This is a genomic window from Chamaesiphon sp. VAR_48_metabat_135_sub (assembly GCF_031418915.1).
Classification (GTDB): Bacteria; Cyanobacteriota; Cyanobacteriia; order Cyanobacteriales; family Chamaesiphonaceae; genus Chamaesiphon.
The window spans coordinates 16,413-29,806 of sequence record NZ_JANOJV010000039.1; the positions used below are offsets into that span (position 1 = coordinate 16,413).

At 45.2% G+C, this 13,394-nt stretch carries 12 protein-coding genes; 8 read left to right on the top strand and 4 right to left on the bottom strand.

The features are described 5' to 3' along the window. The first annotated feature begins 15 nt into the window (after window positions 1-15). The gene (locus RMO55_RS02805; protein ID WP_310423170.1) at window positions 16-798 is read left to right on the top strand and encodes an ABC transporter permease; all 783 of its coding nucleotides are present in this window, start codon (window positions 16-18) and stop codon (window positions 796-798) included. A gap of 37 nt (window positions 799-835) precedes the next feature. Here RMO55_RS02805 and RMO55_RS02810 read toward each other — a convergent pair whose 3' ends face one another. Continuing rightward, window positions 836-1,183, bottom strand: coding sequence for a 4a-hydroxytetrahydrobiopterin dehydratase (locus tag RMO55_RS02810; protein ID WP_310423173.1), 348 nt, complete (start codon window positions 1,181-1,183; stop codon window positions 836-838). 125 nt (window positions 1,184-1,308) lie between these two features. Next, window positions 1,309-2,238 carry a polysaccharide deacetylase family protein gene (locus RMO55_RS02815; RefSeq protein WP_310423176.1) on the bottom strand — a complete coding sequence of 310 codons (930 nt, stop codon included), beginning with the start codon at window positions 2,236-2,238 and terminating at the stop codon, window positions 1,309-1,311. Between the two features lie 342 nt (window positions 2,239-2,580). Between RMO55_RS02815 and RMO55_RS02820 the strand changes: the two genes are divergently transcribed. From RMO55_RS02820 to wecB, 4 genes are all read left to right on the top strand, one after another. Next, window positions 2,581-3,768 carry a type IV pilus twitching motility protein PilT gene (locus tag RMO55_RS02820; protein ID WP_310423178.1) on the top strand — a complete coding sequence of 396 codons (1,188 nt, stop codon included), beginning with the start codon at window positions 2,581-2,583 and terminating at the stop codon, window positions 3,766-3,768. Between the two features lie 87 nt (window positions 3,769-3,855). Next, window positions 3,856-4,569 (top strand): fasciclin domain-containing protein, encoded by a 714-nt coding sequence (locus tag RMO55_RS02825; RefSeq protein ID WP_310423181.1) that lies wholly within the window; start codon window positions 3,856-3,858, stop codon window positions 4,567-4,569. A gap of 368 nt (window positions 4,570-4,937) precedes the next feature. After that, a complete protein-coding gene (locus RMO55_RS02830; protein WP_310423184.1) occupies window positions 4,938-5,312 on the top strand; it encodes a hypothetical protein in 375 nt (124 codons plus the stop codon). Window positions 5,313-5,547: 235 nt separating this feature from the next. Further along, window positions 5,548-6,651: a non-hydrolyzing UDP-N-acetylglucosamine 2-epimerase gene (gene wecB, locus RMO55_RS02835; protein ID WP_310423186.1), complete on the top strand. Its 1,104-nt coding sequence runs from the start codon at window positions 5,548-5,550 to the stop codon at window positions 6,649-6,651. Between the two features lie 171 nt (window positions 6,652-6,822). Here wecB and glmM read toward each other — a convergent pair whose 3' ends face one another. Further along, window positions 6,823-8,202 (bottom strand): phosphoglucosamine mutase, encoded by a 1,380-nt coding sequence (glmM, locus tag RMO55_RS02840; protein WP_310423189.1) that lies wholly within the window; start codon window positions 8,200-8,202, stop codon window positions 6,823-6,825. A 267-nt stretch (window positions 8,203-8,469) separates the two neighbouring features. Between glmM and RMO55_RS02845 the strand changes: the two genes are divergently transcribed. After that, window positions 8,470-9,435: a hypothetical protein gene (locus RMO55_RS02845; RefSeq protein ID WP_310423192.1), complete on the top strand. Its 966-nt coding sequence runs from the start codon at window positions 8,470-8,472 to the stop codon at window positions 9,433-9,435. 127 nt (window positions 9,436-9,562) lie between these two features. Here the strand turns inward: RMO55_RS02845 and RMO55_RS02850 are convergent, their stop codons facing one another. Continuing rightward, on the bottom strand, window positions 9,563-10,228 hold the full coding sequence (locus RMO55_RS02850) for a hypothetical protein (protein WP_310423196.1): 666 nt from the start codon (window positions 10,226-10,228) through the stop codon (window positions 9,563-9,565). A 622-nt stretch (window positions 10,229-10,850) separates the two neighbouring features. On the opposite strand from RMO55_RS02850, the gene dnaK reads away from it, so the two are divergent. Further along, window positions 10,851-12,761, top strand: a complete 1,911-nt coding sequence (gene dnaK / locus RMO55_RS02855; RefSeq protein ID WP_310423198.1) for a molecular chaperone DnaK — start codon at window positions 10,851-10,853, stop codon at window positions 12,759-12,761. Between the two features lie 163 nt (window positions 12,762-12,924). Next, entirely contained in the window at window positions 12,925-13,308 is a 384-nt protein-coding gene (gene ebsA, locus RMO55_RS02860) for a type IV pilus biogenesis protein EbsA (protein ID WP_310423201.1), read from the top strand. The last annotated feature ends 86 nt before the right edge of the window (window positions 13,309-13,394 follow it).

Sequence of the window (13,394 nt, forward strand, 5' to 3'; positions counted from 1 at the left end):
CAGCAAGGCGTTTTCATGAATAGATACTTTAACTTAATTCAGATTTTTTGGAAAACAGCGATCGCCGCAGAACTAGAATATCGACTGAATTTTGTCTTTGCAGCACTGAGTAGCTTGGGTGGACTTGCTGGCAGTTTATTCAGTTTATTTTTGTTTTATCAAAAAGGCTATAATTTTCATGGCTGGCGGTGGGAAGAGGCATTAATTGTTGTCGGTATCTTCACCTTTCTAGAGGGATTTTCTAGTGCATTTCTATCACCTAATCTCAACCGAATTGTCAAACACGTCCAAAATGGCACTCTGGATTTTGTGTTGCTCAAGCCGATTAGTTCGCAATTTTGGCTGTCTTTTCATAGTTTCTCCTTGTGGGGATTGCCAGATATGCTGTTTGGGTTGACGATTATCTTTTATGCTGGGAGTCTGTTGGGCGTAAGTGTCGGTGCTTATCTAATCAGTGCTGTGCCACTATTATTTGGGATGCTAATTCTTTATAGCCTCTGGTTTATCCTCGGCTCGACGAGTATTTGGTTTACCAAGATTTACAACATTACGGAAGTTTTGCGAGGTTTACTGGATGCCGGACGCTTCCCGATCGGGGCTTATCCGCCCGCTTACCGCTTCTTTTTCACCTTTGTGGTTCCAGTTACGTTTTTAACTACTGTGCCTGCCCAGACTCTCTTAGGCCGTGGAGATCCGGTATGGATCTTTAGTGGTGGCTGTTTGGCTGTTGTACTGCTAATTTTGTCAAATCGCTTTTGGCAGTTTGCACTGAGATTCTATACGAGTGCTTCTAGTTAGAGATTCGGAACTTGGGATTCGGGTTTGGGTTCTGGGTTTAGCTGAATTGTTTGGCAATCGAGTCTGTTCTCGCTGCCATAATCAAATCGTTAAGATGTAGACCACCGACTGTATGTGTCCACCATGTCACCGTGACTTTACCCCACTCTGTCAACAGTGCGGGATGGTGAGCCTCTGTTTCAGCAACATCGCCAACAGCATTAGTAAATGCGAGTGCAGTTTTAAAATCTTTGAATTTATACAATCTTTCAATCCGTTGTTCGCCATTGACTTCAAACTGACACCAATCGGGAATCTGCGGTTGAAAAGCAGCAATTTCCGCAGGCGTAGCCGCAGCTTCACCACCATGACAAGGGACGCATTTTTGCTGGGTTAAATCTGTCATAACTAATTTCCTGTGAAATGGTACGAGTTGTTCGGGATTCGGGATTCGGGGTTCGGGGTTCGGAAAAATACAAGCATTTTTCCTTCTACCCTCTACCCTCCATTCCCTAATCTCTACATCAAATTTTAAGCTGGGTTTTCGGTTTCGATCGTCGAAGGCGAGACTTGCGCTGATGGACTCTCTGCAGGTGCAGAGGATAGTTCGAGGAGTTCGGGAACTGTTACAAATTTATAGCCCTCAGCACGAAGTTTAGCGATGATTTGGGGTACAGCTTTAGCCGTATTAGAATGACTACCGCCACCATCATGCATTAGGACAATTCCCCCAGGAGTAGCCTGGGCGAGAACCGTTTTGAGCATCGCTTCTGGGGTCGGACGCGTTGGGCGACTATCACCGGTATCCACCGACCACATATTAACGGAATATTTGTGTTGTTGAGCATAGGCAACTAAACCATTGGTCAATGCACCACCAGGTGGTCTGAAGTAGGCTGTCTCAACATTTAAGACATCTTTGATGATTTTGGCAGTATCTTCGATTTCTCGTTGAGCGACCAGGGGACTCATCTTGTGATACCAGTGGTGGAGAGTATGATTGGCGATAACATGACCATCTGCGAGGACTTTCTTGCCGATTTCGGGGAAAGACTTCAGCGGCTGACCGATCATATAGAAAGTCGCTTTAATATTTTCTTGCTTGAGAGTTGCTAAAATTTGTTCGGTAGTTTCTGGCCAAGGGCCATCATCGAAGGTCAGCGCGATTACTTTCTGTGCATTTGCTACAGGCGCGTCTTTGATAGTTTTGGCTTGAAAGCTGTTGGGGACATCAAAGTTCATCGGGATGCTGCTGGCAATTGTGCTGGTCACATCCACAGTTTTGGCAATGCCTGTATTGGCAATCAACGCATCCGCAGGTACACCACTAAAAATAGCATGAAGTATTGCGACTACTGCACAAGAAACGGCGGCGATCGCTAGCCATAGTGTTTTACCAGGTAGTAATCGTTTAGTATAATTTTGATGTTCACCTCTAGCCAACTTAGCAACTCCTGACATGTATAAAATGGTTTAATCTGGGATCTGTTATGCCGATCGCAATAACTCTTCCAATTTTTGAACGATTAATTCGGGTTTAATTATCCCGCATCTGGAGGCGAAATATTTTGGCGGGGCGAAAAAAGTTTCTATTCCAGGTAGAAAGTATCAACACAGAAACTTTGCCGATCGCTAATCCAGTCTAATTATACCAAAACATTTAGGCAAACTTATTAGTTTTCTCCATAGGACACTGCCAGCAAAAAGGACACGGATCTTTCTGGCAGATAGAGTGGATCGATCGCCAAAATTTGGGCAATCTAAGCAAGAGTATAGCCCAAAATTATTGAGTCGATCGATCCTATGGTAAATTCCCGTAACTTTCCAGCCCCACCGCCACCAAGTCCCAGTTTATCCGCTCATTTTCCCCCATTACCACCGAGTCCAACGATGGTAGCCACTCCCCCCATCACCTACCACCTACCCCCAGGACAACCGAGTATTGGCGCGTTGGTATCGCAAGCTTTTGATGCTGGTTATTCAGATGTCCATGTTGGCGTTGGGGAAATCCCAAGATTTCGCAATCGTGGTGAAATTGAAACAACTGATTACCCCGAAACCGATCTGCCCACTTTTATGGCTTGGTTGCATGAAGTTTTGAGTGAAGCAGAAATTAGCACATTTCAAGCTAGTTTAGACTTTGATGGGGCGACCCAGTATGAGTTTGCACGGGTGCGGATCAATGTATTTGACTCTCTCTATGGCTATGCCATGGTCATGCGACTAATTCCGATGCAAATTGCGACTCTTGAAGAATTGCGTTTACCCGCAGTTTTCCGCGATGTCTGTCACTATCATAAAGGTCTAATTCTCGTCACGGGGCCGACAGGTTCGGGTAAATCGACGACGATGGCGGCGATGGTAGACTATATGAATAAAGAGATGCCGCGTCACATTATCACGATCGAAGATCCGATCGAATTTATTCACAAAAGTAAACGTGCCTTGATCAAACATCGGGAAGTTGGTGCAAACACACTCAAGTTTGATACGGCATTGAAAGCCGCACTACGAGAAGATCCTGATGTGATCTTGGTCGGGGAAATGCGAGATCGAGAGACGGTCAATACCGCGCTCAAAGCCGCACAAACTGGTCACTTAGTCATCGGTACTTTGCACACCAACAGTGCGATTAAAACCATCGAGCGGATTCTCAATCTGTTTAAGCCAGAAGAACAAGCCGTGATGCGTGTCTCCCTGGCAGAATCTTTAGTTGCAGTGATCTCACAAGGTCTGTGTCGGACTACCGATGGTAAGCGAGCAGCTTATCACGATATCTTAGTTAATACCGAAACTGTCAAAGACTACGTTCGCGACGGTAAATACGATGAAATCGCCCCATTGATGACAGACGGTGAATTTGACGGGATGATCACCATGAATAAATCCCTATTCGCCCTCTATCAAGAAGGTCGCATCACAGAGGAAACCGCCCTGGAACTCTCGCCAACAGCGAATGAAATGGCAATGATGTTACGCGGTAAAGTATAAACTCAAAGTAGAATGGGAACACAAAACTTAATTAAAAGTCATGAACTGTTATAAGTCTTCATGCTTTTAATTAGGGTTCTTTAATCTATGTCTAAATATACATTTCCAAAATCGAGCGGTTCAAAGCAACGCCTTGCAATCGCCGCAACTCTAGGTATCGCAATCGTTTCGGCTGGTATTTTCAGTAGTATGTCCAGCCATGCCCAAAATGGTACCTCTGGAACAACGACTACCCCAACGGTAACCCCCACCCAAAAGCCTAGCGATGGTTCGATGGGCAAACCAGACGGGACGAAAATTCCAACAGGAGGAATGTCAAAGCCTAGCACAATGCCTGATGGTGGGATGTCCCAGCCTAGCACAACGCCCACAACAACAGCTCCTGCTGGGAAAACGATCGTTGATGTTGCCGCTGGGAATAAATCTTTTACCGTATTGGTGAAAGCACTCAAAGCAGCAAATTTAGTGGAAACCTTATCTGGCGAAGGACCTTATACCGTATTTGCACCTACTAACGAGGCTTTTGCAAAACTACCCAAAGGTACTCTTGCAAAACTGCTCAAACCTGCCAACCAAGAGCAACTCAAGCAAATTCTTACTTACCATGTTGTGTCTGGTGCTGTAACCTCGAAGATGCTCAAGTCAGGTAAAGTTGACACAGTTGAAGGCAGTCAGATTACGGTCAAGATTAAAGGCAAAAAGGTGATGATTAATAATGCTAATGTCACAAAAGCCGATCTCAAAACTAGTAACGGTGTGATTCACATCATCGATCGAGTGATTATGCCTCCGACTAATTAGCCCAAGTTGCTAGTTATAGGTTTTTAGTGAGATGGGTGTTAGGTTTTAGCTGTTAGGTATTAGGTTTTATCCCATCGCTAATACCTAATACCCAATACCTAATACCCAAATCTTTAACCTTGGTTATAACTAGCAACTTACGTTACCAAGCTAGGGATCTCCAGCGTCAACCGAAATTAGTAGCAGATTTTGATCGGCATTTATGACCGAATAGATTAATAATAATGTAAAGTTTTTTGAACAGATATACTTTTTTTTAGACAGATTATCTATATTAATAAGACCAGCTTAAATTGATCCCCGACATGGGATTGACCAAAACGTATCAGTTTTAGCCAGTATCCATCTAGATAGCCGGAGCCAATAAAATGCAGTTAACTCACAATCGCACCATCCCTAAAAGTCGTTACGTCGCTACAGCCAAGAGCTTCTTGATTTGGTGTTTTGCGCTGACAGTGACCCTGTTAGTAGTTGGTTTCCCATTAGTTGTGTTGATGGCTACTGTTGGAGCGTTACTTTCAATTACATTACACCCGATTCTTCCTGTCAGTGCGGTTTTACTAGTCGCTGGTGGCACGATCGCGCTAAACATTCTCGCTGTAGTCGTTGGGGCTGGAGTCCTCACCGCCAAAGGTATTCATCCTCAGGAAGTCCGCTGGTTGAGTTGGTTGCACGGTGATGCAAATCCTGTTAGTACAACTGTCTATGCCACCTGCCCACTGACTTGTGATATTGATTCTTAACAGTATCTTCCTGTCGATCGATTCCTCTCATCTATCTCACCTCCAGCTCGGCAACAATCCGAGCTTTTTTGTGTTCTTTTTTACCATATAGTCATATATGTCCCCGACTTCTTCAAGAAGTTGGGGATATGTCCAAGGTAGGATGATATTAATATGTAAACTTAGATTCTTCTAAGTCACTACTACAAGGTCGAAGATTTCACTGAGTTATCTAATCCGCACTACCTACTAGCTTATGATTCGCATCTGTTTTACACTCGGAACTCGTCCTGAGGCAATCAAACTAGCCCCTGTGATTCGGGCATTTCAGTCATCGAGTAAATTTACAACACAGGTAGTGTTAACTGGGCAACATCGGGAGATGGTAGCGCAGGTAATGGAGATTTTTGACTTGAAAGCCGATCGAGATTTGGATATTATGCAGCATCAACAAACGCTGACAGATATTACCCAGCGCAGTTTACAGGGGTTGGAAAAATTATTTAAAGAGATCGAACCCCAACTGGTCATCGTTCAAGGTGATACTACTACTGCCTTTGCTGCCGCCCTAGCAGCATTTTACCAACAAATCCCGATCGGACATGTCGAAGCCGGATTGCGGACGGATAATATCTATAACCCCTTTCCCGAAGAAGCCAACCGCAGATTAATTTCCCAAATTGCCCAATTACATTTTGCTCCCACCTATCTAGCTGTCGAAAATCTTCAAAAATCTGGAGTCACAGGCGAAATTCACGAGACGGGAAATACCGTCATTGACGCACTCCTCACCGTCGCCAAATCCCAGCCTGCTTGCGATATCCCTGGCTTAGACTGGAGCAAATATCGTACCATCCTCTCCACCGTTCACCGTCGCGAAAATTGGGGCGAACCATTACAGCATATCGCCGCTGCAATGCTGCAAATCTTAGAGAAATTCCCCGATACGGCACTATTACTACCCCTACATCGCAATCCTACCGTGCGGGAACCCCTGACCCAAATTTTGGGCGATCATCCGCGTGTCTTTCTCACCGAACCCCTCGATTATAGTCAACTCGTTGGTGCGATCCAACGCAGTTATCTGCTCCTCTCCGACTCTGGTGGGATTCAAGAAGAGGCTCCGAGCTTGGGTAAACCCGTATTGGTATTAAGAGATACTACCGAGCGTCCTGAAGCCGTTACAGGCGGAACGGCGAAGTTAGTCGGTACGGATACCGCCAGAATTACCGCCGCCGCGAGTGAATTACTTAGCAATCCTCAAGCTTATCAAGCAATGGCAACAGCAATAAATCCGTTTGGAAATGGAACTGCTTCTGCACAGATTCTTACTGCTGTGGAGCGGTTTTTTGGGGTTTGAATTTACTAATTGGTACAATACAGACATGATTCGCTAAACCGTCGGCTCTGCCGACGAGCGCGAATCGCTGTTTTGTCGGTTTTTGATTCGGGGGAACCCCCGAATCAAACCGCCGCTTCATGAATTGCCGCTACCAGTTAATTGGCTTAACCTACGTTTCTCAGAATTGCGCTAGAAGTGTTTTTCAACGATCGAAACCAAATATTCTGTCCAGTATTTAGTCTTTTCCATACTTTCAGCTTCCACCATCACCCGAATTAATGGTTCGGTACCGGAAGCGCGAACCAATACCCGTCCGGTATCACCCATCTCGGCTTCCGCCTCGGCGATGCCATCTTGTAAGGGTTGGCATTTCTCCCAGTTTAACCGAGCTTCGCGATCGTCCACCCGCACATTGTGCAAGATTTGAGGATACGTCTGGAAACTACTATCTACCAACTCAGCTAGAGATTTCCCCGACTGCTGGACAATCGCCGCTAGATGCAACGCAGTCAGAATACCATCCCCGCTCACACTATGTTGAGGCGAGAGAATATGTCCCGACTGTTCGCCACCCAACATCGCGCCACTAGTAACCATCTCTGCTTGGACGTATTGGTCGCCTACTGCCGTGCGAACTACTTTACCCCCCAAAGCTTGCCAAGCCCGCTCAAAGCCCAAATTTGCCATGACTGTGGTGATAATTTCATCCTTGGGGAGTAGCCCCTGTTTGCTCAAGTATTGTCCCCAGAAATAGAGAATATAGTCACCATCCACCTTCCGCCCACGATTATCTACCGCCAAGACTCGATCGGCATCTCCGTCGAAAGCAAACCCCAAATCCGCCTGATGTAGCGCAACAGCGGTTTGCAAGGCTCCCATGTGAGTAGAACCACAATTGACATTGATGCGATCTCCGTCCGCCTCCTCATGAAGGCACGTCACTTCAGCTCCTAACTTTTTAAAAACTTCTGGAGCAACTTTCACCGCCGCACCCGCTGCGAGATCCAACACGATCTTCATTCCCGCCAAACTAGCCTCTGGCGGGAGCGATTCCTGCATCGCTTCCATGTATTGAACGATTAATTCTGGCGTGAAATAGAGATAACCCCACTTTTCCGGTTCGACGATCGATCCAGATTGCCCACGTATGCCCGCCTCGATCGCCGCCTGCAAGTCCTTAGACAACTTTGTCCCATTTGCCCCAAAAAACTTAATTCCATTATCCTCAGGCGGATTGTGACTGGCAGAAATCATTACACCACCGATCGCATCGCTAGTCGCTGTCAGATGCGCCACCCCAGGAGTCGGACACAACCCTAAATTCCAGACCTCAATCCCCGCCGAGGTAATCCCCGCAGCCAGGGCACTAGCCAGCATATCACTAGAATTTCGCGAATCTTGCCCGACAATAATCGGCCCGACATCAGCAGCCGCGTCACGCAATACCATTCCCGCCCAGTAGCCCACCTGGAGAGCTAAGTTAGCCGTCAGAATATCTCCGACTCTACCGCGAATGCCATCGGTACCAAATAGGGGCGAGTTGGGGAGATTGAGGCTGAAAGTAGTCATAAATATAGTCAGGGAAAATTAGGAGTCACTCGGTCATCATATTACCCACAGCGGCAATACTCAAGACCGATCTCATTTTGGCCAATCGATCGTTTTGATGGTGTTGATCGATTTTATGATGGCATTTGCCATCAGTATTAATATGTAAGATCGATCTGATGTTAACTCGAACAGCACAATTGGCCGATCTTTTTCAAACTTTCACTATTTCAAAATTTATTAAGTTAAAATCGGCTCATCATTAGACTTAGACAACAATCAATCCTCATGAGCGACCGAGATACTGTTATTCAACATAGCGCAGAACTTGAGAAAATCCTCGACAATCTTGGAGCCGAAGGTACCGGATTAGGTCAAAAATCGATCGGTATCAAGCACTTACTTACACTCGAAATAAATCAAAAGCTCAAGTTTATTTGCTATGTTCGCAATCAAGCTGCTCATGAGGTAGAGTTTCAGTGCGATCGACTCGATCTATTTCTCCGCAATTGTGATGAAGTCAAGCAGGCATTGAGTTCTCTCGATAGTCAGAGAATAGCCGCTCCAAACCCGCAGAATACATCGGATCGATCGAGCAATAACAGCAATTTCACTGAATTTTCAATCTCAACAAATTTAAGTGAATTTAGTGGAATTAGATTTAGATCGGTGACAGGTCGAGTAGTTAGATCTCAGGATAGAAACCATATAACCCGATCTGGCAAGAATACCATAACAGAAAGAACCCAGAAAATATGGTTGCGTCGATCCAATGGTAAAGAAGAATATCTAGAACTTGATGATGCTGTGACAGGTCAGATTAGACAAGGACACTTAATAACTGTTGTCTACGCACAAACTAAGATTAGGGAGAATTGCGTGGCAGTTTGGATTGATGAACTAGCACAATACTTCTATCACAATACTAATGTAAATGGGGCGATTATCGATACTTGCATTTTTAAATCTAGACTTCCGACGTTAAATGGCATAAAAAATCGCGTTCTGGTTCCAGGTCAAAACCCCTGGAAATTAGCGGCGATTATTGCGATAGTCACCATGCTTTGTGGATCGTACCTAATTGGAATATTAATTATGTTAGGATCGCTTTTGGTGCCAATGTTTGTCTTGACCAAAGTTAATCCTGAAACTTTTCTTAATCTAGTCGTGATAGGTACGTCTAATAATGTTAACAAGAAACGATTGTTAAATCATATCGATCGCATCTTTGGTCATCAACTAATAGAGTATTGATATTCTATCAATCTCCACTGAAAATACCTCCACTAACCCATCTTAGTCTCCCAAGTCCCATTCCCTTTTGCAAAGTATAGATCCCGATCGATTCGATCTCATAGATTAGTCCATCGATCGTTTTAGATTAAGGTGCTGCGTCTACATCGTTGTGTTTGATGATTAGACGGCACTTACATTTATAGTCCTTAACTGGTAGTTCAGTATATCGCTGACCCGTACTTCGTCTACCAAAATATCCATCTTCAAAACCTCTAGCAAACTCACCACCAGCAAATCGAGCTTGATAGGTTTCTCGTTTGGTTTTACTGCGGATACCTTCGAGATAGCCATCAGTGTACGCACTAGGATTATAAGCATCACTACTGGCTGATGGGATCTCTTCTCGATCGACCTTACAACTAGCTTCGATCTCCTCATCAAAGACAGCATCTTTGAGAATGCGGGTGCGACAGCCACATTTAACTTTATTGTAGGTGGAAACTGTGGTTCCTTGACCAGCATAGGGTTTGAGATAGTAACCATCAGTATAGCCCCGTCCGAATTCGCCATTAGCGGGCGGCTGAAAATTGCCAGATCTCATTCTCGTTCGAGTCCCCTGTTGATAGCCAGATTCATAAGCTCCAGGATAATTAATTAAATCGCGAATGGTCTCGCGAGCGGTATCGGCGATACATTCTAAATTTGGTTTACGTTCGGTCTTTTGACGACCCTCTTTGGCGATCGACACCTCGCCAGATAAGGATAACAGGGCGATCGCACTAACAATAACAATTCTATTTAATTTACTCACAACGGGATTCTTCGGGGGAGGCTATTTGTCTGCCAACGCTAGATTATCACAAGCGATTGTCAGTAGAGAAATTTTTGGGATTGGGGAATGTAACAGGGGGATAGAAACGATAAGACGCTTGTTTGCGATCCAGAGGGAGGGTAAAACACGCAAAAGCAAAGGTGGATGTGAATTTCACACCAAATTTTGAGATTTATTAAAGATGGGTGTGAAAATTTTAGTTCGATTTCAGCTTGTGAATTCTTGGAGAAATGGGGTTGAATATTTTATAGAATACCCACAAACTCGATCGAATCATCCTCAAAAAAGTCACTAGCAGGCTGCTAGTATTCAGTAATGGTGCCACAACAGCCCCCTCCTTCGGTAAGCACCACTACTATATACGGTTCGCCTCAATTTCGGCAGCGGGATAATTCACCTACAGTAGAGAGGTACCAAATGAGCCAGCCGACCATAAACCGTTAGCGATAAAAAGGGTACGGAAAACCACCCTTTGTACAAAGTCTCAAATGGCGCAAATATAGGGATTAATATGTAATATCGATTAATCGCACGAGAGCGATCCAGCATTCGTTGTCATTATCCAAACTGTTGTCATTATTTAGGAAGTAGTTAAAGTATTATGGGAAAAGTTGTTGGCATTGACTTAGGAACTACCAACTCCTGCGTTGCGGTAATGGAAGGTGGGAAACCCACTGTAATCGCCAACGCCGAGGGCTTCCGCACTACCCCTTCTGTGGTTGCATTTGCGAAAAATGGCGACAGGTTGGTAGGACAAATCGCTAAACGTCAAGCGGTAATGAACCCTGAGAACACGTTCTCTTCTGTCAAACGCTTTATCGGACGCAAGTTTGACGAAGTAAATCAAGAAGCGACCGAAATCTCTTATAAAGTAATCAATGATGGTGGCAGTGTTAGAATCGAAGCACCTGGTTTGGGCAAGAAATTTGCACCAGAAGAAATTTCCGCTCAGGTGCTGAGAAAGTTGGTCGATGATGCGAGTAAATACTTGGGTGAAACTGTGACCCAAGCCGTAATTACCGTACCAGCTTATTTTAATGACTCTCAACGTCAAGCGACAAAAGATGCTGGTAAAATTGCCGGCGTTGAAGTTCTGCGGATTATTAATGAACCTACTGCGGCTGCACTAGCTTATGGTTTAGATAAGAAAAGTAATGAAACGATCCTCGTTTTTGACCTTGGGGGCGGTACATTTGATGTATCTGTACTCGAAGTCGGCGATGGCGTGTTTGAAGTACTCGCAACCTCTGGCGACAGTCACTTAGGTGGAGACGATTTCGACAAGAAAATCGTCGATCACTTGGCGACTACCTTTATGAAGAACGAAGGTATCGATCTCCGCAAGGATCGTCAAGCTCTCCAACGTTTGACTGAAGCGGCTGAGAAAGCCAAGATCGAACTTTCTAGCGTTACTCAGTCCGAAATCAACCTCCCCTTCATCACCGCCACTCAGGACGGCCCCAAGCACGTCGAACTGACCCTGACTCGTGCTAAGTTTGAGGAAATCTGTTCCGACTTAATCGATCGTTGCCGCATTCCGGTTGAAAATGCAGTTAGAGACGCGAAAATCGACAAAACACGAATTGATGAAGTCGTGCTGGTTGGTGGTTCTACGCGGATTCCAGCAGTTAAAGAACTGGTCAAACGGATTCTCGGTAAAGAGCCTAATGAGACTGTTAACCCTGATGAAGTAGTTGCAGTTGGTGCGGCGGTACAAGCAGGTGTTTTGGCTGGTGAAGTCAAAGATATCCTCTTGCTCGACGTTACGCCGCTCTCCTTGGGTGTTGAAACTCTTGGTGGCGTAATGACCAAAATCATCCCCCGCAACACTACCATCCCTACCAAGAAGTTTGAAACCTTCTCGACAGCGGTGGATGGACAAAGCAATGTCGAAATTCAAATTCTCCAAGGCGAACGCGAAATGTCTCGCGACAATAAGAGCCTGGGAACCTTCCGTCTCGACGGAATTCCTTCCGCACCTCGCGGCGTACCCCAAATCGAAGTCACCCTCGACATCGATGCAAACGGCATCTTAAACGTTACCGCCAAAGACAAAGGCACTGGCAAAGAGCAATCCATCAGTATCACTGGTGCATCGACTCTCGACAAAACCGAAGTCGAACGGATGGTACGAGAAGCTGAGAACAATGCTTCCAACGACAAAGAAAATCGTGACAAAATCGATCGCAAGAACCAAGCTGATTCCCTCACCTATCAAGCTGAAAAACAACTCCAAGAACTCGGCGATAAAGTCCCAGCGGCAGATAAAACCAAGCTGGAAGGCTTAATCAAAGAACTCAAAGAAGCTGTTGCGAAAGACGATGATAAAGAAATCCAACGTCTGACTCCAGAAGTCCAACAAACCCTGATGGCGATTGGTAGTAATATCTACGCCCAAGCAGGCGCAAACGCTGGTGGCGGTGATGATGGCGACGCAGGTACTCCTCCTCCTGGTGGTACGACCGGCAGTGTTGATGATGTAATTGACGCTGAATTCTCTGAAACTAAATAGTCATTTCTAGCCTCGAAAAAACCAGTTTCCCTGAGAAACTGGTTTTTTTTGTACAAATCGTAAATCTCCAGTCAGAATTGTGAACACTAAGCTCAGTAACTAACTCCTAAAGCCTAAAGCCTAAAGCCTAAAGCCTAAAGCCTAACCCCTAACCCCTAGATCGATGAACCTATTTGATGAAATCATTCCAGCGCAACCAGACAAAGTGAATTTATATGCTCCGTACTTCATGAAGTCTGCTGCCAGACGAAACGTTTTGCCTAAAGCAATTACGCTTTATTACAAAGGCGGTCTCGGCGGCCATCGGTCGATCGAAGGTGGAGAGAAAATCCCGTATGTCATCAACTGGGTAATTCAAAATTTACCAGGCGATCTCACCAGATGCACGATGATGTTTGACGATAATTCGGATCTCACCTACGATCTCAATTTGATGAATTCAGAGCTAATCAGTTACCTCATTGACTGGCTGATTAATATCCGCGATACAAATACTGCTGATTTCCCCCAGTACTTTTACCACAAACTAATGAAAATGGAGGACTAGGGATGGTTGGGGAGTAACCGAGTAGGGGAGTAACATCGTTACAAAACACACCCCAACACCCCCATACCCCAACGCCCCCACACACC

Bases quoted from the DNA above. Each gene is read 5' to 3' on its own strand.
- RMO55_RS02820 (WP_310423178.1), top strand. From the start codon at position 2,581: ATGGTAAATTCCCGTAACTTTCCAGCCCCACCGCCACCAAGTCCCAGT.
- wecB (WP_310423186.1), top strand. From the start codon at position 5,548: ATGATTCGCATCTGTTTTACACTCGGAACTCGTCCTGAGGCAATCAAA.
- RMO55_RS02815 (WP_310423176.1), bottom strand. From the start codon at position 2,238: ATGTCAGGAGTTGCTAAGTTGGCTAGAGGTGAACATCAAAATTATACT.
- RMO55_RS02805 (WP_310423170.1), top strand. From the start codon at position 16: ATGAATAGATACTTTAACTTAATTCAGATTTTTTGGAAAACAGCGATC.
- RMO55_RS02825 (WP_310423181.1), top strand. From the start codon at position 3,856: ATGTCTAAATATACATTTCCAAAATCGAGCGGTTCAAAGCAACGCCTT.
- glmM (WP_310423189.1), bottom strand. From the start codon at position 8,202: ATGACTACTTTCAGCCTCAATCTCCCCAACTCGCCCCTATTTGGTACC.
- RMO55_RS02845 (WP_310423192.1), top strand. From the start codon at position 8,470: ATGAGCGACCGAGATACTGTTATTCAACATAGCGCAGAACTTGAGAAA.
- ebsA (WP_310423201.1), top strand. From the start codon at position 12,925: ATGAACCTATTTGATGAAATCATTCCAGCGCAACCAGACAAAGTGAAT.
- RMO55_RS02810 (WP_310423173.1), bottom strand. From the start codon at position 1,183: ATGACAGATTTAACCCAGCAAAAATGCGTCCCTTGTCATGGTGGTGAA.
- dnaK (WP_310423198.1), top strand. From the start codon at position 10,851: ATGGGAAAAGTTGTTGGCATTGACTTAGGAACTACCAACTCCTGCGTT.
- RMO55_RS02830 (WP_310423184.1), top strand. From the start codon at position 4,938: ATGCAGTTAACTCACAATCGCACCATCCCTAAAAGTCGTTACGTCGCT.